This is a genomic window from Streptomyces sp. NPDC031365, from assembly GCF_055569765.1.
Genome location: NZ_JBVIIM010000029.1, coordinates 1 through 22183, shown reverse-complemented (window position 1 = coordinate 22183; position 22183 = coordinate 1). Strand labels below are relative to the sequence as shown.

The window sequence follows — 22183 nt, the reverse complement described above, 5'->3', positions numbered from 1 at the left end:
ACCCGCCGCGCCGCGCGGTGCGCTGCGGGAGCGTGGCCCATGCCGAGCCGGAGGCGGGGCGGCAACATCTCGGGAGCAGACGGACGGCGGACGCGCCGCGGCTCGTGCACCCTGCTGACCAGGCGGGTCGTGGCGGGGGGGGGGGGGGGGGGGGGGGAGGGGGGGTGGGGGGGGGGGGGGGGGGGGGGGGGGGGGGGGGGGGGGGGGGGGGGGAGAAAACATGCGGAAGAAAGGAGAAGGACGAGCGCCCAGAGCTCGGGCCACCCGGCGAACCAGGGGGTTGGGGGCGACGGGCTGGATCCGCCCAGCTGGGCGGATCCAGCCCGTCGAGGGCCGCCGAGGTTCAGCGGACGGTCCAGAGTCCCATTCCCCGTGAACCGCGAAGGCCGGGCGCCGCTCAGCCGATCTCCACCAGGAGGTCACCGCCCTCCACCTGCTGGATCCGGGTGATCGCCAGCCGGTTGACCGTGCCGGACTTCGGGGCGGTGATCGAGGCTTCCATCTTCATCGCCTCGATGGTGGCCACCGTGGCGCCGGCCTCCACCTCGTCGCCCTCGGCGACCGAGAGCGTCACCACACCGGCGAACGGGGCCGCGACATGGCCGGGGTTGGCGCGGTCGGCCTTCTCGGTGACCGGGATGTCGGAGGCCGCCGCCCGGTCACGCACCTGGATCGGCCGCAACTGTCCGTTCAGCGTGGCCATCACGGTCCGCATGCCCCGCTCGTCGGCTTCGCCCACGGCCTGGAGTTCGATGAGCAGCCGGACACCGGGGTCGAGGTCGACGCTGTACTCCTTGCCGGGGCGCAGCCCGTAGAAGAAGTCCTTGCTGTCCAGGACGCCGGTGTCGCCGAAGGACTGACGGTGCGTCTCGAACTCCCGTGCGGGGCCGGGGAAGAGGAGCCGGTTGAGGGTCGGCCGACGGTCCTTCGCCAGGCCCTCCCGGTCGTCGGCGGACAGCTCCTGTACTGGCTTGGCCTCGGCGCGGCCCCGCAGTGCCTTGCTGCGGAAGGGTTCCGGCCAGCCGCCGGGCGGGGTGCCCAGCTCACCGCGCAGGAAGCCGATGACGGAGTCGGGAATGTCGAACCGGTCCGGATCCTCTTCGAAGTCCCGCGGGGACACGCCCGCGCCGACCAGGTGCAGAGCCAGGTCGCCGACCACCTTCGAGGACGGGGTGACCTTCACCAGACGGCCCAGCATCCGGTCGGCGGCGGCGTACATCGCCTCGATGTCCTCGAAGCGGTCGCCGAGACCGAGCGCGATGGCCTGCGTGCGCAGGTTGGAGAGCTGGCCGCCGGGGATCTCGTGGTGGTAGACGCGTCCGGTCGGTGAGGCCAGGCCCGCCTCGAAGGGGGCGTAGACCTTGCGGACGCTCTCCCAGTAGGGCTCCAGGTCACCGACGGCCGCCAGATCCAGGCCGGTGGGCCGCTCGGAGTGGTCGGTCGCCGCGACGAGCGCCGACAGCGACGGCTGCGAGGTGGTGCCCGCCATGGACGCCACCGCCCCGTCGACCGCGTCCGCACCCGCCTGGACCGCGGCGAGGTAGGTGGCCAGCTGACCACCGGCGGTGTCGTGGGTGTGCAGATGCACCGGCAGGCCGAATTCCCGGCGCAGGGCGGACACGAGTGTCGCCGCCGCGGGTGCCCTCAGCAGGCCCGCCATGTCCTTGACGGCCAGGACGTGGGCGCCCGCCTCGACGATCTGCTCGGCCAGCCGCAGATAGTAGTCGAGGGTGTAGAGCCGCTCGGAGGGGTCGGACAGGTCGGAGGTGTAGCACAGGGCCACCTCGGCGACGGCCGTACCGGTCTCCCGTACGGCGTCGATGGCGGGCCGCATCTGCGAGACGTCGTTGAGCGCGTCGAAGATGCGGAAGATGTCGATGCCGGTGGCCGCCGCCTCCTGGACGAAGGCGTCGGTCACCTCGGTCGGGTACGGGGTGTAGCCCACCGTGTTGCGGCCCCGCAGCAGCATCTGCAGGCAGATGTTCGGTACGGCTTCGCGCAGGGCGGCCAGGCGCTCCCACGGGTCCTCGGCGAGGAAGCGCAGGGCGACGTCGTACGTGGCACCGCCCCAGCACTCCAGGGAGAGCAGTCCGGGCAGGGTGCGCGCCACCGCGGGCGCGACGGCCAGCAGGTCCTTGGTACGGACCCGGGTGGCGAGCAGCGACTGGTGGGCGTCGCGGAAGGTGGTGTCGGTGACGCCGATGGTCGGCGAGGAGCGCAGCCAGCCCGCGAAGCCCTCGGGGCCGAGTTCGGCGAGCCGCTGGCGGGAGCCGGCCGGCGGTTCACCGGCCGGCAGGGACGGCAGCTTGGTCAGCGGGTCGATCAGCTCCGGCCGCTCGCCGTGTGGCTTGTTCACCGTGACGTCGGCGAGGTAGGTGAGCAGTTTGGTGCCGCGGTCGGCGGAGTGGCGCGAGGTGAGCAGTTGGGGACGCTGTTCGATGAACGAGGTGGTGACCCGTCCGGCCTGGAAGTCCGGGTCGTCGAGGACCGCCTGGAGGAAGGGGATGTTGGTGGCGACGCCGCGGATGCGGAACTCCGCCACCGCACGCCGGGCACGGCCCACCGCGGTGCCGAAGTCCCGGCCGCGGCAGGTGAGCTTCACCAGCATCGAGTCGAAGTGGGCGCTGATCTCCGTACCGGCGTGGGTGGTGCCGCCGTCGAGGCGGATGCCGGAGCCGCCGGGCGAGCGGTAGGCACTGATCTGCCCGGTGTCGGGGCGGAAGCCGTTGGCCGGGTCCTCGGTGGTGATACGGCACTGCAGCGCGGCGCCCCGGAGGGTGACGGTGTCCTGCGAGAGGCCGAGGTCGGCGAGCGTCTCGCCGCCGGCGATGCGCAGTTGCGACTGGACCAGGTCGACGTCGGTGACCTCTTCGGTGACCGTGTGCTCGACCTGGATGCGCGGGTTCATCTCGATGAAGACGTGGTTGCCTTCGCGGTCGAGCAGGAATTCCACGGTGCCGGCGTTGCGGTAGCCGATCTGCCGGGCGAACCGTACGGCGTCGGCGCAGATGCGGTCGCGCAGCGCGGGGTCGAGATTCGGCGCGGGCGCGAGCTCGATCACCTTCTGGTGGCGGCGCTGCACCGAGCAGTCGCGCTCGAACAGGTGAATGACGTTGCCCTGCCCGTCGGCGAGGATCTGTACCTCGATGTGGCGCGGTTCGACGACGGCCTTCTCCAGGAACACCGTGGGATCGCCGAACGCGGACGCCGCCTCCCGGGAGGCCGCCTCGATGGACTCCCTCAGCTGGGCGGGGTCCTCGACGCGGCGCATCCCGCGCCCGCCGCCCCCCGCGACGGCCTTCACGAACACCGGGAAGCCGATGTCGTCGGCGGCGCGGACGAGTTCCTCCACATCGGTGGAGGGCGCCGAGGAGCCCAGGACCGGCACGCCCGCCTCGCGGGCGGCGGCCACGGCACGGGCCTTGTTGCCGGTCAGCTCCAGGATCTGGGCGCTGGGCCCGACGAAGGTGATGCCCGCCTCTTCGCAGGCCTTGGCCAGTTCCGGGTTCTCGGACAGGAAGCCGTAGCCCGGGTAGACGGCGTCGGCGCCTGCCCGTCGCGCGGCGCGGACGATCTCCTCCACGGAGAGGTAGGCCCGCACCGGATGCCCCGGCTCGCCGATTTCGTACGCCTCGTCCGCCTTCAGACGGTGCAGCGAGTTGCGGTCCTCGTGGGGGAAGACGGCGACGGTTCGGGCGCCGAGCTCGTAGCCCGCGCGGAACGCCCGAATCGCGATCTCACCGCGGTTGGCGACCAGCACCTTGCGGAACATTCTCGATCCCTTCAGCCTGCCTTTGACGAAGACCATCGTGTCGGTGGCAGGTCCGGTACGCCATGTGAGCCGGGCCACTCACACCGGGCCACCGAGGTGTGTGAGGGGCCGCAGAGGAGCGTTTTTCCCCTCTGCGGCCCCCTACACGCGTCAGTGGCCCCTGTTCGGGCGGCTCACTATTCCGTGATCTTGAGCAGCTTGTTCGGCGTGCCGGAGCCGGGGTTGCTGATCCTGTCCGCGGTGGCCCCGCTGCCCAGCGCCGCCGCCACCGCCGCCGGGTCGGCGTCGGGGTGGCCGGCCAGATACACGGCGGCCGCACCGGCCACGTGGGGGGAGGCCATCGAGGTGCCGGATATCGTCTTGGTGCCGTCGTCGCTGTCGTTCCAGGCCGAGGTGATGTCGGAGCCGGGTGCGTAGAGGTCCACGGCCGTGCCGAAGTTGGAGAAGTCGGACTGGGCGTCGTCCTTGGTGCTGGAGGCGACGGTGAGGGCCTCGGGAACGCGGGCAGGTGAACCCTGTCCGGCATCGGCGGACTCGTTCCCGGCCGCGACGGCGAAGGTGACCCCGGAGGCGATCGCCTTCTGGACCGCCGCGTCGAGGGCGGGGTCGGCGGCGCCGCCCAGGCTCATGTTGGCCACCGCGGGACCCTTGTGGTTCTCGGTGACCCAGTCGATGCCGGCGATGACCTGCTCGGTGGTTCCGGAGCCGTTGTCGTCCAGGACTCTGACGGCCACCACGTTCGCCTTCTTGGCGACGCCGTGGGCGGAACCGGCGATGGTGGCGGCGACGTGCGTGCCGTGGCCGTTGCCGTCGTCGGCGGTGTCGTCGTTGTCGACCGCGTCGTAGCCGTGGGAGGCGCGGCCCTCGAAGTCCTTGTGCGTGACGCGTACGCCGGTGTCGATGACGTAGGCGGTGACACCCTCGCCGGCCTGGTCCGGGTAGGTGTACTTGCTGTCCCCGGCCGTGTCCGCCTGGTCGACCCGGTCCAGGCCCCAGGAGGGCGGGTCGTCCTGGGTGGCCGTGGTGCGGAACGTGCGGTTGGCCACCACGGCTCCGACGGCCGGGTCGGCCGCGAGGCGCTTGGCCTCGGTCTCGGTCAGCCCGTCCGCGGCGAAGCCGTCGAGAGCCGCCCCGTAGGACCGGGTGAGCTCACCGCCGTACTCCTGGGCCAGCTCCCTGTTGTCGGCGGACGTGGTCTGCTCGTCGAGCAGGACGATGTAGCTGCCCGCTACGGCTCCTTCGGCGTTCAGGCCGAGGACGGCGCCCTGGGCGGGCTCGGCGGCCTGGGCGGACGATGCCCCGAGAAGGGCTGCCGTGGTCGCGGCCGTCACCGCGCACGCGGCGGCGGTGACCTTCAGTGCGACGGTACGCATCTGATGCGTCATGAAGAGGGATCTCCTCGTCAGGTGTGGGGGGTTGACCTCCGGCGCGGTGTCACGCGGAGGCTGACGAGAAGAGTGACTACTTGTCGCGGTCAGTTCAATGGGCAGGTCCGGCGGCCGGGGGCGGCATGACGGTGGATCTCCACAACGTCCGCCCATGTCACAGCCAACCACCGGGCAAAAGCCGAGCTGAGCGCGTTACTTGAAACCCTCAACGAGCGACTGGGCGAGATCTGTGACCATCCCCTCACCCAACTCTCACGGCGGGGACGTTTGCCGGATCACCGCCGCCCGGGGTCGGCGCGGCGGTGCCGGGGCGCGAGGGGCCGGGTGGGCCGGTCCGCGCGCGTCCCCGGACCGTCGCCGGAAGGTCAGGCCTGACCGGTCTCGAAGCGGGAGATGCGGCCGTCGTCGTCGACTCTGAAGCTCCATCGGGTGCGCATCTCGCCATAGGTGTCGTTGCGGTAGCGGGCGACGAGGCGGCGGCCGCCGTCGGACTCGTTGTCGACCTCCATGTGGCCGTTGGAGGAGAAGATCTCCCGGTCGGTCCACTCGGCGAGGTCCCGCTCGGTGCCGTCGTCCGCCATGGTGGCGCCGGGCGCGAGGAGGTCCATGAATCCCTGCCGGTCATGGTGGTTGACGGCTGCGACGAAGGCACGGACGGCCGGGTCGCTGAGGCGGGTGGTCTGAATGGTCATGTCCGCCAGCGTCGTACCGGCCGCCCGGGCCCGCCACCCGCGTCACCCGAACGGCGACCGGCGGCGGGCCCGGCCCGGGTCGGGATGCGACGGTGGTCGGGCCGAGCCACCGCTCCCGGGGAGACGACGTGACCTGCTACGACCGACACGATCTGGGCCTGCTGCTGCTCCGGCTGGGAACGGGCGGGGTGCTCGTGGCGCACGGCACACAGAAGCTCTTCGGCTGGTTCGGCGGTGGCGGGATCGAAGGCACCGGCCAGTTCATGGAGTCCATCGGTTACGCGCCCGGAAGGACCAGTGCCACGGTGTCGGGCCTCGCGGAGGCCGGCGGCGGCACACTGCTCGCCCTCGGCCTCGCGACCCCGGCGGCGGGCGCCGCGGCGGCCGGTGCGATGGCGGGCGCCTCCGCCGTGCACGCGCCCAACGGGTTCTTCAATCAGGAGGGTGGCTTCGAGTACGCCGCGTCCCTGGGCCTGACGGCCGCCGGTCTCGCCGTCACGGGGCCCGGCCGGCTCTCCCTGGACCACGTCCTCGGCCATACGGTCAACCGGAACTGGATGATTCCGGTGGCCTTCGCCGCGATGGGGGCGGCCACAGCGGTGACGCTGGGAGCGCGCAACCGGCGGCTGCGGAAGGCCAGGGAGGGTGAACAGGAGGTTCTGTTCGAGTAGTGGTCCGAGTCGTGGGTGACCCGGGCGGGGGCCGGCCATGGACCGTGCGGTGTCAGTGGCCCGTGCCAGGCTCACCCCCATGAGCGATCACCAGCCTTCCCCCCTGCCCCGGGCGACCGGGGCCGATCTGTGGGAGTCCATCGACGGCCTGTGCGGCTGGCTGGACGCGAACCGCACCGCCGACGGCCCGGACGGCGTGCTGCTGCGCATCCTCAAGCTGTCCGAGGAGGTCGGGGAGGTCGCCCAGGCCGTGGTCGGTGCGACCGGGCAGAACCCGCGCAAGGGCACCACGCACACATGGGACGACGTCCAGTCCGAACTGTGCGACGTCGCCGTGACGGCACTGGTGGCGCTGCGCACACTCACCCCGGATGCCCGCGAGGTCTTCACCCGCCACCTGGACCGCGTCACCCGCCGCTCACTCGACACGTAGCGCCCGTTCCGGCGCAGGCACGGAGGCACGGGCGGGCACCACCGGCCCAGCGCGGGCGAACCGTCCTCTGCCCGGGCGCCGCCCGCAGAACGCGGACGCCCCGAGGGACGGCCCGGAGCCCGCCTCCCCGACGCCTCCCGCGGCCCGTACCGGCCCACGCTCACCAGCGAAACCCCGGTACGCCCCGAGCCACAGGCGGCGCAGTCGTGCCCACGCCGGTTGTCGGAGGGCCTGGGAGCGCGCGAGTGCGCCCTCCGGCGCGTGAGCCGGAGGGCGAGACCTTTCGGCGGGGCAGAGCCACGTACCTCGGGGCATGCCGTCGGCAGAGCACTGCGGGCGTCCCGCTCGGCACCAGCCCCGCAGGGGAACTACCCGGCTGCCACCCCACCGGCCCTGGGACGCGCCCGCGCGTCGTGCCCTCGCCGGACGGTGCGAGCGCCGCGACCGTCGGCCGCGGCGCCTGCCATCCGGTGTACCTGCCGGCCACGCGGACCGGCCGGCGTGAGCACATGGTCGTTCAGGCCGGTCCCGGGAGCCGCCTTCGGCCGGAGGACGGGCGCTGCGCCCGCTGGTCAGTTCCCAGCAGCCCTCTGGCTTCCGCGCGGGACCGTCCTCGGGCAGATCCGTCTCGGCCCACCTGCCGGGTTGGCCGGGACCTGCGAAGCCGTGGTCAGCTCCGGGACGGTGCTGGAGCCCTGCGCTCAAGGACCGGTCCCGCTCTTCGGCAGCTCCCGCGAGCGTGCCCGGCAGGAAGCGACCCCAGGGCAGGACGCGCGCTGAGCGGCCGGCGCCGAGGTCAGTCCCGGCGCCGGGCATCCTCCAGGTAGTGCAGGACGGCGGCGACACGACGGTCCGTGCGGTCGGCGGGGGCCAGATCGAGCTTGGCGAAGATGTTGCGGATGTGCTTGTGCACGGCCCCGTCGGTGACGACGAGCCGCTCGGCGATGGCCGCGTTGCCGAGCCCTTCGGCCATCAGGGCCAGTACCTCCCGCTCGCGGGGGCTGAGCCGTTGCAGCCGGGCGTCGGGCCGGGTGCGGGTGAGGAGCTGGGCGACGACCTCGGGATCGATGGCGGTGCCGCCGCCCGCCACCCGGTGCAGCGCGTCGAGGAACTCCTCGACCCGTCCGACCCGTTCCTTCAGCAGATAACCGAGCCGGGCGCTGCCCTGGGCGAGCAGATCCGTGGCGAAGGCCTGTTCGACGTACGCGGACAGGACGAGGACGGCGAGCTCGGGCCGGCGCCGCCGGGCCTCCACGGCCGCCACGATCCCCTCGTCGGTGTGGGTGGGCGGCATCCGGACGTCGACGATCGCGACATCCGGCTTCTCGGTGTCCACGGCGTCCAGGAAGGCATCGGCGTTCTCGGCCGTGGCCACCACGTCCAGGGACTCGGCTCGCAGGAGCAGCGCGAGTCCTTCGCGCAGCAACGCGTCGTCCTCGGCGATCACGATCCGCATGGCAGGGTCACCTTCAGGGTGGTCGGGCCGCCGGGTGGGCTGGCCATCTCGAGTGTTCCGTCGTGCGCCTCGGTGCGGCGGCGGATCCCGGTGAGCCCGGACCCGTTGCGCTCGTCGGCGCCTCCGTGACCGTCGTCGTGGACCTCCACGTGCAGCCGGTCGTCCAGGCGGCGCACCACGACTTCGGCCGTTCGGGCGCCGCTGTGCTTGGCGACGTTGGTGAGGGCCTCGGCGACGGTGAAGTACGCCGTCGCCTCCACCGCCGCGGCGCACCGGCCGGGCACGTCGGCATCGAGGTGACAGGGCACCGGGCAGCCGGCCGCCAGGGCCGTGAGCGCGTCGGGCAGGCTGCGGTCGGCGAGGACCGGCGGGAGGATGCTGCGAACCACGCCCCGCAGCTCGGCGAGCGCCTGCTCGGCGGCGTCCTGGGCACGTGCCAGGGCAGCCTCGGCCTCACGGGGGTCCCGGGTCAGCGCACGGCGGGCCGCGCCGAGCAGCACCGTGACCGCGACGATCCGGTTCTGTGTGCCGTCGTGCAGTGCGCGCTCGACACGGCGCAGTTCGGTGGCGTGGGCGTCGAGGGCCGCGGCCCTGGTGGCCGTGAGTTCGGCGACCCGGAGCACGAGGTCGGTCCCGGGGTCCGGAGTCAGCAGCCGCCTGCCGGGCCAGGCCTGCAACCGTGCGAGCACGGGCGTGCACATCACGATGACGCCGACCCACAGCACGCCGAGCAGCGTGATGAACAGGGCTCCGGGCCAGTCGCGCACGGTCCACCAGCCCACGGTCGCCGTGGCCTCGCTCGCCGGCACGAAGCGCCAGTACAGCGGGAAGCTGATGTCGTGTGCCGCGTTCAGCGGCAGGGTCGCCCCGACCAGCCCGAGGAAGAGTCCGAAGACGGCGTGCGTACACACCCAGCGCACCTCGCGGCGGACCGCGCGGTCGCCGACCGCGGCCCGCAGCCCGGCCGGCAGTGGCGCCGGGCCGATGATCTCCGGGCCCCACCGGGACAGCCTGGTCCGCTCCCGGTCGGCGACGGCCCGCACGGCGTGCAGGGCGGACGGCAGCAGCCACAGACCCACCCCGGCGAGACAGGCCACGACGGTCAGGCCAGCCACAGCGTCGCGAGCAGTGCCAGCAGGCCGGTGCCCATGCCGCCGATGAGGTGCTCCAGAGCATCGAGCGCCGCCCGAGCACGCGCCGACGCGGCCCGAGCCCGTCCCGTCCGGCCGTCCACCGGGCGGAAGTCCGTCGCCACCATCCGCACCTCCCAGGCAGGGAGGATAGAACGCCCGGCGCCGGGACCGCCGGGCCATCCGCCCAGTGGTACGCGCTGGGTCCCGCCGCGGGCCCGGGACCGCTCGGCAACACCCCGGGCCCGGGGCGGGCCGCCGGTGCTCACTCGCGGATGCCGATGCCCTCGACCGGAGGCGTGCGCAGGAGCCGGCCGACGGGAAGCACCGTGGCGACGAGTGCCAGGGCGACGGTCCCGGCGACGATGGCGGCCGGGCCGGCGGCAGGAACGTAGGGGACACGCTGCCCCGACACGGCGTTGACGATCGTGGTGAGGGTGACGGCCGCGACCGCTCCGCCGATGACCAGGGCCACGCCCAGCAGGCCGGCCTGTTCGGCGTGCACCATCCGCTTGACCTGGCCGCGGGTGACACCGACCAGACGCAGCAGGGACAGCTCCCGGGTGCGGGCCAGCGCGGCCATGACCAGCGTGTTCGCGGCGGCGAGGACCGCGTATCCGACCAGGACGGCGATGAGCAGCTTGTTCAGCCAGCCGCTGACGGCCAGGTCCTGGGCCAGTTCGCCGGTGAGCCGGTCGGTGTCCACCACGGCGGCGGCCGGATACCGGCGGGCGAGATCGGCCAGGGCGGCCTCCGTGTCGGCGTCCGGTGCGGTGCGGACGAGTACCTGGTCGTCGAGTCCGGTGACGGTGTGCCCGGTCAGGGTCCGTGTGTGGAGGGTGACGTCACCGAAGCCCCAGCCGCGTTCGTACAGGGCGACGACGCGCAGGGTGACGGGCGTTCCGTCGCCGAGCCACAGCTCGGCCCTCTCCCCGAGCTGCCAGCCCGCCGCGTCCGCCTGTGCGGTGGAGACGGCCACGGTGTCCTCGCGCAGCCCGGCGAGGCTGCCCGAGCGGACCTCCAGGTCCAGTGTCCGTTCCACGCCCTTGGGATCGATGCCCTGGGCGACGACGGCCGTCGCCTCGAGCCGGCCCGGCACGACGACGGAGGTACGGCGCACCCCGGTCGCGGCGACCACCCCGGGAATCCGGCGGGCCTCGGCCGTGGCGGAGGCGGGCAGTCCGACGCCACCGGTCAGGGCCTGCTGGGCGAGGATGCCGTCGCGGCTCTGGACCACGGTCTGCCGCTGGAGGTTGTCCTGCAGGAACCAGACGGTGCCGCCGAATCCGACGGAGAGCACGAGCGCGGTGAGTACGGCGACCATGCCGCGGGCGCCGGCCCGCAGGTTCGCCGCGGCGAGGTAACCGCTGTCGCCCCACACGGAGCGCAGGACGGGCCCGAGCAGCCGGGCAGCCGCCTGGTTGATCCAGGGCGCCAGCAGCGCGATGCCCAGCACGAACGCGTAGAGCATGCCCATCGCGGCACCCAGTGCGGTCTGCCCGTCGGTGGCGCCGGTGAGCCCGGTCAGGGACACCGCGGCGGCGAGGCACACCAGGCCGGTCACCACACGGGCCCTGCTGCCGAGGCCGGGCTCCACGGCCGCTTCCCCGAGCGCTTCGGTGGGCCGGATCCGGGTGATGCGCAGCGCCGCGATCCAGGCGGCCGACAACGCCGTGGCGCCGACGGCCACGGTCACGGCCGCGGCGGACAGCAGCCCGCCCTGGACGGTGAAGCCGTCGGGCACGAACTCCCTGGCCACCAGTTCGTCCCGGATGAGTCCCGTGGCGAACAGTCCGGCCGGGACACCCACGACACCGGCGAGCAGGCCGAGCAGGCCCACTTCGGCAAGGAGCATCCGCCGCACCTGGCCGGGCGTGGCCGCGACGGCGCGCAGCAGGGCGAGGTCGCGGCGCCGGTGCCGTACCGACAGGCCCACGGTCCCGGCGACGACGAAGACGATGATCATCGCGGCGTATCCGCCGAACGCGCCACCGGCCTGGAGGGTGAAGGCCCGCGCGGCGGCGGCTTCCGGCTGTGCGGCCAGTCCGCGCTCGTCACCGGTGTAGGTCCTCGCGTCCGCGGCGTCCGCGACCCGGCGCACCGCGGCGAGTACGGAGGAGCGGCCGGCGTCCGGTTCGGCGAGGACGCCGATGGCGTCGAAGCGGCCCGGGTGCGGGTCGAGTGCGGCGGCGCGCGCGTCGGTGAAGAACAGCGCCGCCCGCTCCCCCGGCGCCCCGTCCGTCCCGACCACACCGCTCACCCTGTACGCCCGGCTCTCTCCCCCGGTGATGATGTCCGTGGTGTCGCCGGGCGCGAGCCCCGTGCCGTCGGTCAGCCGGATGTCGAGGGCGATCTCCCCGTCGGAGCGCGGCGGTTCGCCGGACACCAGCCGGTACGGAGCGAGGACCGCGCTCGCCCAGCCGTGACCCGTGGTCGGCACGTCCGGGGCGGCGGTGGTGGTGACCGCGATCGAGCGGTCGCCCACCGCGCGTGCCACGCCCGGCACCTGGGCCAGTTCGCCGGCCAGTGCCTCGGGGACACTGCCGCGTTCGGGGAGCGTCACGGTGGTGTACTCGGTCTCGCCGAGCACCGTCGGACCGGCCACCCTCAGGTCCCGGTCGGCGACGACGGCGAGAGTGGCGCCGTAGTGTTCCGGCCGGCCCTCGTACCGCCATCCCGACTCCATGAGCAGGGCGCAGCTCATCAGGATGGTGACACCCGCGGTGAGCGCGACGAAGGTGGCGACGAAACCGCCTTTGCCGAAGCGCACCATCTGCGCTGCGAGTCGGAGCACCGTTCAGCCCTCCCGGCTCACGAGGGGCCCCCGGTGACCGCCCAGCAGTGCCAGGTGTTCGGCGATCCGCTCGGCTCCGGGCTGTGCCATGTCCCGCACGATCCGCCCGTCGGCGAGGACCATCACGCGGTCGGCGTAGGACGCGGCGACCGGGTCGTGGGTCACCATGACGACCGTCTGACCGGTCCGGTCGACCGCCGACCGCAGCAGGGCGAGGACGTCGGCCGCGGTCCGGGTGTCCAGGGCCCCGGTGGGTTCATCGCAGAAGATCACCTCCGGACGGGTGACGAGCGCCCGGGCGATCGCGACGCGCTGCTGTTGACCGCCGGAGAGCTGTGCCGGCCGGTGCCGCAGCCGGTCGCCCAGTCCGACCCTCCCGATCACCTCGGCCACCCACGCCGGGTCCGGGTGACGGCCCGACAGCCGCGAGGGCAGCAGGATGTTCTGCTCCACGTTCAGCGCGCCCACCAGGTTGAACGCCTGGAACACGAACCCGACCCGGCCGCGGCGCAGTTCGGTCAGTTGCTTCTCGGACATCGGCGACAGGTCCGTGCTCCCGATCCGCACCCGCCCGGAGTCCGGCCGGTCCAGCCCCGCCGCGCAGTGCAGCAGGGTGCTCTTGCCGGATCCGGACGGTCCCATCACAGCCGTCGCCGTGCCGCGCATGAACACGGCGCTGACGTCGTCCAGCGCCACAACCGGCTGGTCACCGCCGTATGTCTTGTGTACACGGTCTAGGCCGACGGCGACGTCGGCCGGGGTCACTGACATGGTGGGGTGCCTTCCGGGCGGAGCTCTGTGCGGGACCTCCACAACGGTAGAAGTCGCGGGCTCACCGGCCCATGCAGCCAGCGACCGGGCCGCGGTGGTGCAGGCGCTACCGTCGGAGCATCGAGCACGGTAAGTGTGGCCCAGCGATCCGCAGTCGCCGGGCGGTCGCGGTGCGGTCCGCCGGTGGGGTGACCGCCGGGTGGGGTGACCCGTGGTGGGGTGACCGGCAGCGCGCTCCTGTGACGTCGTCCGTGGCGTCTTCCGCGGAGGGCCGCTTGCGGGGGATCATGGACCAATGCTCGAACCCGTGCCCGACTCAGCGGAGCCCCAGCCCTGGTACGCCCGTCCTCCCGCCGACGCACTGCGGCATCTCGAAGTGGAGCCGGCCGCCGGGCTCTCCACCGCGGAGGCGGCCCGGCGGCGGGAACGGTACGGCGCCAACCGGCTCGCCGAGCCACCGCGTGAGCCGCGGTGGCGTGCCTTCCTGCGTCAGTTCCAGGACCTGCTGATCGTGATCCTCCTGGTCGCCGCCGTGGTCAGCCTGGTGGTGACACGGGAGTGGGAGACCCCGGTCGTGATCGCCCTGGTGGTGCTGCTCAACGCGACCATCGGCTTCGTTCAGGAGTCGCGCGCGGAGGCCTCGCTGGAAGCGCTCAGGAAGATGCTCGTCACCACGGCGGCCGTACGGCGTGACGGGGGCCTGGTGCGGCTGGACGCCACCGAACTCGTGCCCGGGGACGTGGTGGTCCTGGAGGCCGGGGACCGGGTGCCTGCGGACGGCCGGCTGCTGTCCGCCACGGCGCTGGAGATCCAGGAGTCCTCGCTCACCGGTGAGGCACAGGCCGTACCGAAGTCGGCGGAGGCCGAGGTGGCCCCGCGGGCGGCGCTCGGCGACCGCACGACGGCCGTGTTCATGAACACGACGGTCACGCGCGGCCGCGGTGAGGCCCTCGTCACCGAGACCGGGATGCACACCGAGACCGGGCGGATCGCCCACATGCTGCACGAGGCGGAGCCGGAACCGACCCCGCTCCAGCGGCAGATCGCTGCCCTCGGCCGCACGCTCGCCCTCATCGCGGGCGCCGTCATCGTGGTCGTCTTCGTCCTGGGGCTCGTCCGCGGCCAGGACTTCGGTGACCTGTTCATCAGCGCCGTCTCGCTCGCGGTCGCCGCCATCCCCGAAGGGCTGCCCGCGGTCGTCGCCTTCACCCTCGCGATGGGCACCGGCCGGATGGCCGCGCGCGGTGCGGTCGTCAAGCGGCTCGCGTCGGTCGAGACGCTCGGCAGCACGTCGCAGATCTGCACCGACAAGACGGGCACGCTGACGCTCAATCAGATGACCGCTCGGGAGCTGAGGTTCGCGGGCCGCAGGTTCACGGTGACGGGCGAGGGCTACTCGACGGACGGGCGGATCAGGACGACCGACGGGCAGCCGCTGCCCGGCACCGCCGACGAGGCGCTCATCGCGATGGCGCTGTGCACGGACGCGGAGCTGCGGGACGGGGACGTCGTGGGCGACCCCACCGAGGGTGCGCTGCTCGTGCTCGCGGAGAAGGGGGGTGTCGACGTCTCCGCCCTGCGCTCACAGCAGCCCCGGGTGCGCGAGATCCCGTTCGACTCGGACCACAAGTTCATGGCGACGTTCCACCGCTGGACGGACGACGCGGGCCGCGACGTCCTGCGCTGCTTCGTCAAGGGCGCCCCGGATGTGCTGGCCGCGCGGGCCGACCGCCATGTCGGCGACGACGGCGTCATGCCGTTCGGCGGGACGGAGCGCGAGCGGTACGACGGGGCCAACGCGGCGCTGGCCGAGCAGGGCATGCGCGTGCTCGCCGTGGGCATGGAGGATTTCACCCCCGAGGAGGTCGAAGCGGCGGGGGACCTCAAGGACCTGCTCGACCGGCTCGTGCTCATGGCGCTGGTGGGCATCGTCGACCCCCCGCGTCCGGAGGCGAAGCAGGCGATCGCCGAGTGCCGGGACGCGGGCATCCGGGTCCGCATGATCACCGGAGACCACGCGGTGACGGCCGCGGCCATCGCCGGGGAGCTGGGTATCCCCGGCGGCGCCGTCACCGGTGCCGACCTGGACCGGATCGACGACGACGGCGAGCTCGCCCGCCTCCTCGACGACACCGGCGTCGTCGCCCGGGTCTCACCCGCCCACAAGATCCGCATCGTGCGGGCGCTGCAGGCGCGGGGTGATGTGGTCGCGATGACCGGTGACGGGGTGAACGACGCCCCCGCGCTGCGCAAGGCCGACATCGGGGTCGCCATGGGGCGCAGCGGAACGGAGGTGACCAAGGAGGCCGCGACGATGGTCCTCACCGACGACAACTTCGCCACCATCGTCAGCGCCGTCCGCGAGGGCCGGGGCATCTACGACAACATCGTGAAGTTCACCCGGTTCCAGCTGTCGACCGCTCTCGGTTTCGTGCTCGTCTTCCTGATCGCCTCGCTGACCGGGATCGCGGGCGGAGCGCCGTTCACGGCGCTGCAGATCCTCTTCGTCAACCTCGTGATGGACGGGCCACCCGCGATGTCGCTGGGCGTGGATCCCGTCAGCCACGACGCGATGAGCCGTTCGCCGCGCCCGGCCGGGGAGCGCATCCTGACCCGCGAGCGGCTCCGGCGGATCCTGCTGGCGAGCGCCGTGATGGCGGCCGGAACCCTGGCCGTGCTCGTGCTGGCTCCGGGGCCCGAGCCGGAACTGGGGGTACCGACGACCGCGGGCACGATGGCGTTCGTGACGTTCGTGTTCTTCCAGGCCTTCAACCTGCTCAACGTGCGTCACCCCACGCGCAGTGTGCTCAGCCGCGAGACGCTGTCCAACACGTCGGCCTTCATCGCCACCGGCGCCGTGGTCCTGCTGCTGGCCCTGGTGGTCGAGATGGACGCGGTGCACGGGTTCTTCACTACGACGGACTTGACCGCGGGCCAGTGGCTGGTGTGCGCGGCGGTGGGCTCGGCCGTCCTCGTGGTGGGCGAGCTCCTCAAGGCCGTGCTGCGGGCGCCTGCGTCCAGGACCTGACCGGCCCGCCCGTCCCGGTACCCGGCACGAAGGTGTGCGGACGTCCCGCCGCCCGCTCCGGGGCCGGGCTCGTGCGTGGTGTCAGCCCGTCGGACGTGAGCCCGCGGTGCCGTGCAGACACCGTCGGGTGCCCCACCACGGGATGGTCGCACCGTGGTCGCCGGGGAGCAGGCGGAGGGCGCGGTCGGCTCGGCGCCGGCCGGGTCCGTGGCGGGCCGCCGGAGCCGGGTGACGGTCTCGCGCTGGTCGTACGTGCTCACGGCAGCGTCCATCGCGGGCGTGGTGCGGGTTCCGGCCCAGGCGGTCCGCCTGTTCGTGGCGCCGGCCGGGGACGGCCCGTGCGTGCCCCTCTCCCTGGACGGCCCGTGCGTGCCCCTCTCCCTGGACGGCCCGCACACGGCCAGGACTCCCTGCCGGTCCCGGTCGGCCCGCCGGCGGGATCCCCTCGGGTCCGGCCGCCGGCAACGGGGGACCGGCCGGCCACGCCCTCGGCGGCCTCACCGACGCCACGTCGCCGCGGTTCGTCCCGACGTCTCTCGTCCTGCTGCCGGGCCGGGCCGGCAGCTGGCCGCACGCTGCCGGAGCCGGGCGTGCCGCAGCCGCCGGCCGGCGGGGACACCGCAGTGGTGCCGCCACCGACCGGCTCGTGCTCAACGTGCACGACCCGACAGAGCAGTTGCCGCCCGCCTCGGAGGGGAGCGGGCCGGTGATCGAGTGGTGGGTGTCCGGGCGCGCGCGTACGGTCGAACGGTGGAATCCCGAAAGGGCGACCCGCCATGACCAGTGGACCGCGACCGACCTCCACGCCGCAGCACGCCGCCCGTGACACCGGCGGCGGGAACGCGATGGCCCTGCTGGTCATCGCCTCCTGTCAGCTGATGGTGGTGCTGGACATCACCATCGTGAACATCGCTCTGCCGCACATCCAGCGCTCCCTGGACTTCTCGACCGAAACCCTGTCGTGGGTGATCAACGCCTACACGCTCACCTTCGGCGGGCTTCTGCTGCTCGGGGGCCGGGCCGGCGACATCCTCGGCAGACGGCGCGTCTTCGTCTTCGGTGTGCTGCTCTTCGTGCTGGCGTCCCTGCTCGGCGGGCTCGCCCAGAACTCCGGCCAACTGCTGGCCGCCCGCGCCCTCCAGGGCGTGGGAGGCGCCATCGCCTCGCCGACGGCCCTGGCCCTCATCAGCACGACCTTCCGCGAGGGGCCGGAGCGCAACCGGGCGTTCGGGGTCTTCGCCGCGGTGTCGGCGGGTGGCGGTGCGATCGGGCTGCTCGCCGGCGGCATGCTGGTCGAGTGGCTGAACTGGCGGTGGGTGCTCTTCGTCAATGTCCCGATCGGGCTTCTCATCGCCCTCGCCACGCCGCGCTGGATCAAGGAGTCGGAACGCCATCCGGGCCGTTTCGACATCACCGGCGCCCTGGCCTCCACCACGGGCATGGTGCTGCTGGTCTACGGATTCATCAGGGCCGCGCAGGACGGCTGGCGGGACGCCCTCACCCTGGCCTCGTTCGCCGCGGCCGTCATCGTCCTCACGGCCTTCGTACTGGTCGAGAGAAGGTCCCGGCAGCCGATCACTCCGCTGCACATGTTCGCGGACCGCAACCGCGCGGGCACGTACGGCATCATGCTGTGCCTCGCGGCGGCGATGTTCGGCATGTTCTTCTTCCTGACGCTCTTCGTGCAGAACGTGCTGGACTTCAGTCCCCTCCGGGCCGGACTCGCCTTCCTGCCGGTCAGCGCGGTCATCGCGACCGGCGCGGGGCTGGCCTCGCGCTTCCTGCCCGTGTACGGTCCCAAACCCTTCATGGTGGTGGGCGGCGTCCTCGCGGCGGCGGGCCTGGCCTGGCTGACCCTGACCGATGTCCACTCCACTTACGCGGGCAGCGTTCTCGGTCCGATGCTGGTCTTCAGCCTCGGCATGGGGATGGAGTTCGTGTCGCTGACGCTCATGGCGCTGTCGAACGTCGCCGTCCGGGAGACCGGCGCCGCCTCCGGCCTCCTCAACACCACCCAGCAGGTCGGCGGTTCGCTCGGGCTGTCCATCCTGGTCACGATGTTCGGCACGGCCAGCGGCAATGAGGCGGAGAAACAGATACCGCGCTTCCTTCAGCAGGCCACCCCTGCCGAACGCCTGCGCTTCCGGCGCACCGGAGAGCTGCCGGCCCCCTGGGCCGACGAGGTCCTCACAGCAGGCGTCTCGGCCGCCTTCATCACGGCGGCGGTCTTCGCCGCGCTCGCCGCGCTGATCGCCGTCGTGGCCATCCAGGTGCGCCCCTCCGACCTGCAGCGCCTCCAGGGTGGCGCGGGGCCGGGACCGGGGTGAGAGAGGAGTCCGATGATCTTCATCACCGCCAAGTTCCGGGTCCGTCCCGAGTATGCCGACCAGTGGCCGCGGATCACTGCGGACTTCACCGCGGCGACCCGCGAGGAGCCGGGTTGCCTGTGGTTCGAGTGGTCCCGCGATGTGGAGGATCCGACGGAGTACGTCCTGGTCGAGGCATTCCGCGACGAGGAGGCGGGAGCGGCCCATGTGCGCTCCGAGCACTTCGCGGCCGCACGGCGGAGCCTGCCGCCTCATCTGGCCGGAACACCCCGGATCGTGAACATGTCGATCCCGCAGGACGGCTGGTCGGAGCTGGGCGAGATGAGCGTCTCCGGACAGGGCTGAACCCGTCTCAGCGGCCGCGCCGGTGGACCTTCAGATCCGTGACCACCGGCCGGTGGTCGGAGGCCTGCGTCGCCACCGTGCGGGCACCGGTCACCCCGATGCCGGGTGAGACGGTGACCAGGTCGATGCGCTTGACCGGGTCGGCCGCCGGATACGTACCGCCGCTGTCCGGGGCGGCATCGCGCAGCTCCCGCCACAGGGGCGCCAACTCGGGTGCGCCGGCCTCGGCGTTGAAGTCGCCGACGAGGATCTTCGGTCCGCGGTCGGCGGCCAGCACGGCAAGCATGTCCGCCACCTGGGCCTCGCGGACCGACGGGTCGGCCCGGTAGTCCAGGTGCGTGGAATAGACGTGCACATGGGAACCCCGCACATTGACCACCACCTCGGCGAAGCCGGGCGCCGGGGCAGGCACCGGTTCGGACGTCTGGGTGGAGAGCCGGGTGATCTCGTGGTTCTCGGCATGGAGCACCGGATAGCGGCTCAGCACGGCGACGCCGAACTGCCGGCGCTCACCGTCCCGGCCGGCCGGCTCCAGGTCGTAGATCGGTGCGAAGAACACCCGCATGCGCAGCTTCTCGGCCAGCGCACGCGCCTCGTCCACGAAGTCGCTCCGGGCGCCCCAGTGCACGTCGACTTCCTGGAGGCCGATCACATCGGCACGCAGGTCGCGCAGGGCGGCGGCGGTGCGGTCGAGGTCGAAGACCTGGTCCTCGCCGGCCCCGGCGTGAATGTTGTACGTCGCCACTCGCAGCGGGACCGCCGGGGCGCGGGAACCGGCGAGCCCGGCGCCCGCCGCCGGGGCCTCCGCCGTGGCCAGCAGGACCGCGGCGAGCACGGCGGCGGCACGGCCGGTGCGGACAGGACGTCGTAATCCGGGCAACATGCCTTCTCCAAGTCACGTAGGGGATGGGACCGGCGCGCTCGGGAGAATGGAAGCACAGGTTCTCGACGTCTGCCGAGGACTCCGACCGGTGTTCTCGCCCCGTTCCCGGTCGAGTCACCGCGGTCCTCGCCTGCCGGACGCCCCGTCATGAACCTCACGGACGCGGCTGCCACGGGCGGGACTCAGCTGCGTCTCCATCCGGTGGCCGCCTGGCGGGAGGCCAGGGTCTTAGCCGGCGCCGAGCGGGCGGTACTGGAACTGGCCAGCAGGGCACCCGCATCGCGGACCCCGCCGGTGGCGTCACGAACGAGGCATGGGCCAACACGGCCAAGCACTGCGACGAGGACCAACTCTCCGCGCTGATCTCGCTGATCTTCGTCGTCAACGCCTACAACCACATCAACGTCATCAACCAGCAGCCGGCGACTACCGGCCCGGCCAGTTCGGCTGAGACACACAGCCCCCTCCTTCCCCCGGCCCGGGTATGTCCGGGCCGGGGGAAGGACCTTCAATCCCATTCGGTGTGGAATGGCCCGGTGAACACGAATGAGCACGGCGCAGAGCGCCCCGAGCGAGCCCGCCCCACACCCCAGAGCCTGACCGGAGTCGGCCTGGCCGTCCTCGACCGGGGCGGCCGCGTCCTGCTCGGGTATGGCCATGACGGCCGGTGGGAGCTTCCGGGCGGCAAGGTGGACGCCGGGGAGGATTTCGAGGCCGCCGCCGCGCGGGAACTGGCGGAGGAGACGGGCCTCAGTGTGCCCGTGACTGCCGTACGCGTGCTGGCGGTTGCCATCGACGGGCTCCAGGGGCTGGCCCGCGTCACGGCCGCGGCGGTCACCGAGGAAGCTGTGGGCACACCCCGGGTGACCGAACCGGACAAGATCGTGCGCTGGGCGTGGTTCGCGCGCGAAGCGGTCCCTGCGGCGATGTTCCCTCCGTCCGCCTCGGTCCTGGACTGTCTGTGGCCCGAAGCGGCTCCCCGAGGGCCGGCGGAGGTGCGTGCCTACCGGGTCGCCGGCGACGTCACAAAGATCACATCGGCTTAAATATGAATCTGAAATACCAATTATCTAGGATGCTGACTGCGACCACCGAAGCATTCAGTCAAGGAGCCGACGCATGCTCTCCACCCACTCGGCCCCCGTCGTCCGAGCCACCCTCCCGGCCGTCGGGGCCTCCCTCAGCTCCATCACCGAGCTGTTCTACCGCCGCATGTTCGAGGAGCGGCCCGAACTGCTGCGCGACCTCTTCAACCGTGGGAACCAGGCCAGCGGCGCCCAGCGTCAAGCCCTCGCCGGCGCCGTCGCGGCGTTCGCCACCACGCTGGTGGAACAGCCCGGTGAGCGGCCCGACGCCGTCCTCGGCCGCATCGCCCACAAGCATGCCTCGCTGGGCATCACGTCCGACCAGTACACCCTCGTGGGGCGGCACCTGTTGGGCGCCGTGTGCGAGGTCCTGGGCGACGCCGTGACCCCTGAGGTGGCGGCCGCCTGGGACGAGGTGTACTGGCTCATGGCCAATGCCCTCATCGCCATGGAGGCACGGCTGTACGCCGGGGCAGGGGTCGAGAACGGCGCCGTCTGGCATTACATGGAGATCGCCGAGCGCGTCGAGGAGGCCCTCGACACCGCCTCCTTCGAACTGCGCCGGCCCGACGGACTGCCCACCGAGCCGTTCAGCCCCGGTCAGTACGTCAGCGTCCAGGTCGAACTGCCTGATGGAGCACGGCAGATACGCCAGTACAGTCTTTCCACCGCACCGGCCCGCAAGACGTGGCGGATCACCGTCAAGCGAGAGCAGTCCGCCGACGGCCGGGTCCCCGAGGGTGAGGTGTCGTCCTGGCTGCACGCCCACGCCCGCCCGGGCGACCTCGTGAAGGTCTCCCTGCCCTTCGGCGACCTCGTCCTCCCCGAGGACGACGGCCCGCTCCTCCTCGCCTCGGCCGGCATCGGCATCACGCCCATGCTCTCGATGCTGGACCATCTGGCCAACGTCTCGGCCCAGCGGCGGGTCACCGTCGTCCACGCCGACCGCTCCCCCGCCCACCACGCACACCGTCTCGAACTGGACGACCTCGTCAGCCGGCTTCCGGGCGGGACACTCCACCTGTGGTACGAGCAGTCGGAAGGGCACGACGCGCCCCACGTCAACGAGGGCCTGGCCGACGTCACCCGGCTGGCCCCGCCCCGGGACGCCACCGCCTTCCTGTGCGGCCCGCTGCCCTTCATGCAGGCCGTCCGCGGTGACCTGCTCACCCAGGGGCTCAGCCCGAAGGACATCCACTACGAGGTGTTCGGCCCGGACCTCTGGCTCAGCAAGTAGCGCGGAACGGGGGGGGGGGGGGGGGGGGGGGGGGGGGGGGGGGGGGGGGGGCGCGCCCCCCCCCCCCCCCCCCCCCCCGCGGCCGAGAGGTTCCGTCTCGACGACGGTGGTGACGGAGACGGGCAGATCGGTGGTCTCCAGCCACTTCTGGAGCACCTCGGCGAGATGGCC

The 22183-nt window shown here is 72.6% G+C and carries 14 protein-coding genes and 3 pseudogenes; 8 read left to right on the top strand and 9 right to left on the bottom strand.

Going from position 1 to position 22183, the window contains the following annotated elements; genetic code table 11:
* Positions 1-397 precede the first annotated feature (397 nt).
* The 3 genes from ACZ5C2_RS31330 to ACZ5C2_RS31320 all read right to left on the bottom strand — a co-directional run bounded on the left by ACZ5C2_RS31330 (position 398) and on the right by ACZ5C2_RS31320 (position 5852).
* Complete coding sequence (locus tag ACZ5C2_RS31330) at positions 398-3772, bottom strand: pyruvate carboxylase (RefSeq protein WP_468798950.1); 3375 nt, start codon at positions 3770-3772, stop codon at positions 398-400.
* 176 nt (positions 3773-3948) lie between these two features.
* The gene (locus ACZ5C2_RS31325; protein WP_468798948.1) at positions 3949-5157 is read right to left on the bottom strand and encodes a S8 family peptidase; all 1209 of its coding nucleotides are present in this window, start codon (positions 5155-5157) and stop codon (positions 3949-3951) included.
* A gap of 368 nt (positions 5158-5525) precedes the next feature.
* Positions 5526-5852: a nuclear transport factor 2 family protein gene (locus ACZ5C2_RS31320; RefSeq protein ID WP_468798946.1), complete on the bottom strand. Its 327-nt coding sequence runs from the start codon at positions 5850-5852 to the stop codon at positions 5526-5528.
* 128 nt (positions 5853-5980) lie between these two features.
* On the opposite strand from ACZ5C2_RS31320, the gene ACZ5C2_RS31315 reads away from it, so the two are divergent.
* Positions 5981-6523 (top strand): DoxX family protein, encoded by a 543-nt coding sequence (locus ACZ5C2_RS31315; RefSeq protein ID WP_468798944.1) that lies wholly within the window; start codon positions 5981-5983, stop codon positions 6521-6523.
* Between the two features lie 79 nt (positions 6524-6602).
* A complete protein-coding gene (locus ACZ5C2_RS31310; protein WP_468798942.1) occupies positions 6603-6956 on the top strand; it encodes a MazG-like family protein in 354 nt (117 codons plus the stop codon).
* A gap of 796 nt (positions 6957-7752) precedes the next feature.
* Here ACZ5C2_RS31310 and ACZ5C2_RS31305 read toward each other — a convergent pair.
* The 4 genes and pseudogenes from ACZ5C2_RS31305 to ACZ5C2_RS31290 all read right to left on the bottom strand — a co-directional run bounded on the left by ACZ5C2_RS31305 (position 7753) and on the right by ACZ5C2_RS31290 (position 13107).
* Positions 7753-8412 carry a response regulator gene (locus ACZ5C2_RS31305; protein ID WP_468798940.1) on the bottom strand — a complete coding sequence of 220 codons (660 nt, stop codon included), beginning with the start codon at positions 8410-8412 and terminating at the stop codon, positions 7753-7755.
* Positions 8400-9670: pseudogene (locus ACZ5C2_RS31300) on the bottom strand (sensor histidine kinase). Before ACZ5C2_RS31300 ends, ACZ5C2_RS31305 begins: the two are co-directional and overlap by 13 nt.
* 137 nt (positions 9671-9807) lie before the next feature.
* A complete protein-coding gene (locus ACZ5C2_RS31295; protein ID WP_468798938.1) occupies positions 9808-12336 on the bottom strand; it encodes an ABC transporter permease in 2529 nt (842 codons plus the stop codon).
* Positions 12337-12339: 3 nt separating this feature from the next.
* The gene (locus ACZ5C2_RS31290) at positions 12340-13107 is read right to left on the bottom strand and encodes an ABC transporter ATP-binding protein (RefSeq protein WP_468798936.1); all 768 of its coding nucleotides are present in this window, start codon (positions 13105-13107) and stop codon (positions 12340-12342) included.
* Positions 13108-13414: 307 nt separating this feature from the next.
* Between ACZ5C2_RS31290 and ACZ5C2_RS31285 the strand changes: the two genes are divergently transcribed.
* From ACZ5C2_RS31285 to ACZ5C2_RS31275, 3 genes are all read left to right on the top strand, one after another.
* On the top strand, positions 13415-16135 hold the full coding sequence (locus ACZ5C2_RS31285; protein WP_468798934.1) for a cation-translocating P-type ATPase: 2721 nt from the start codon (positions 13415-13417) through the stop codon (positions 16133-16135).
* Positions 16136-16911: 776 nt separating this feature from the next.
* Positions 16912-18462, top strand: a complete 1551-nt coding sequence (locus ACZ5C2_RS31280) for an MFS transporter (RefSeq protein WP_468798932.1) — start codon at positions 16912-16914, stop codon at positions 18460-18462.
* A 12-nt stretch (positions 18463-18474) separates the two neighbouring features.
* Complete coding sequence (locus tag ACZ5C2_RS31275) at positions 18475-18807, top strand: putative quinol monooxygenase (RefSeq protein ID WP_468798930.1); 333 nt, start codon at positions 18475-18477, stop codon at positions 18805-18807.
* Positions 18808-18814: 7 nt separating this feature from the next.
* On the opposite strand, the gene ACZ5C2_RS31270 is transcribed toward ACZ5C2_RS31275, so the two are convergent.
* The gene (locus ACZ5C2_RS31270; protein WP_468798928.1) at positions 18815-19690 is read right to left on the bottom strand and encodes an endonuclease/exonuclease/phosphatase family protein; all 876 of its coding nucleotides are present in this window, start codon (positions 19688-19690) and stop codon (positions 18815-18817) included.
* A 147-nt stretch (positions 19691-19837) separates the two neighbouring features.
* On the opposite strand from ACZ5C2_RS31270, the pseudogene ACZ5C2_RS31265 reads away from it, so the two are divergent.
* The 3 genes and pseudogenes from ACZ5C2_RS31265 to ACZ5C2_RS31255 all read left to right on the top strand — a co-directional run.
* A pseudogene (locus tag ACZ5C2_RS31265) lies at positions 19838-20141 on the top strand (carboxymuconolactone decarboxylase family protein); the annotation flags it as partial.
* Positions 20142-20226: 85 nt separating this feature from the next.
* Entirely contained in the window at positions 20227-20736 is a 510-nt protein-coding gene (locus tag ACZ5C2_RS31260; protein WP_468798926.1) for an NUDIX domain-containing protein, read from the top strand.
* A gap of 73 nt (positions 20737-20809) precedes the next feature.
* The gene (locus tag ACZ5C2_RS31255) at positions 20810-22012 is read left to right on the top strand and encodes a globin domain-containing protein (protein ID WP_468798924.1); all 1203 of its coding nucleotides are present in this window, start codon (positions 20810-20812) and stop codon (positions 22010-22012) included.
* Between the two features lie 27 nt (positions 22013-22039).
* Here the strand turns inward: ACZ5C2_RS31255 and ACZ5C2_RS31250 are convergent.
* Positions 22040-22183, bottom strand: a pseudogene (locus ACZ5C2_RS31250) (nucleotidyltransferase family protein); the annotation flags it as partial.

Bases quoted from the DNA above. Each gene is read 5' to 3' on its own strand.
- ACZ5C2_RS31320 (WP_468798946.1), bottom strand. From the start codon at position 5,852: ATGACCATTCAGACCACCCGCCTCAGCGACCCGGCCGTCCGTGCCTTC.
- ACZ5C2_RS31330 (WP_468798950.1), bottom strand. From the start codon at position 3,772: ATGTTCCGCAAGGTGCTGGTCGCCAACCGCGGTGAGATCGCGATTCGG.
- ACZ5C2_RS31255 (WP_468798924.1), top strand. From the start codon at position 20,810: ATGCTCTCCACCCACTCGGCCCCCGTCGTCCGAGCCACCCTCCCGGCC.
- ACZ5C2_RS31275 (WP_468798930.1), top strand. From the start codon at position 18,475: ATGATCTTCATCACCGCCAAGTTCCGGGTCCGTCCCGAGTATGCCGAC.
- ACZ5C2_RS31310 (WP_468798942.1), top strand. From the start codon at position 6,603: ATGAGCGATCACCAGCCTTCCCCCCTGCCCCGGGCGACCGGGGCCGAT.
- ACZ5C2_RS31305 (WP_468798940.1), bottom strand. From the start codon at position 8,412: ATGCGGATCGTGATCGCCGAGGACGACGCGTTGCTGCGCGAAGGACTC.
- ACZ5C2_RS31280 (WP_468798932.1), top strand. From the start codon at position 16,912: ATGACCAGTGGACCGCGACCGACCTCCACGCCGCAGCACGCCGCCCGT.
- ACZ5C2_RS31290 (WP_468798936.1), bottom strand. From the start codon at position 13,107: ATGTCAGTGACCCCGGCCGACGTCGCCGTCGGCCTAGACCGTGTACAC.
- ACZ5C2_RS31325 (WP_468798948.1), bottom strand. From the start codon at position 5,157: ATGACGCATCAGATGCGTACCGTCGCACTGAAGGTCACCGCCGCCGCG.
- ACZ5C2_RS31270 (WP_468798928.1), bottom strand. From the start codon at position 19,690: ATGTTGCCCGGATTACGACGTCCTGTCCGCACCGGCCGTGCCGCCGCC.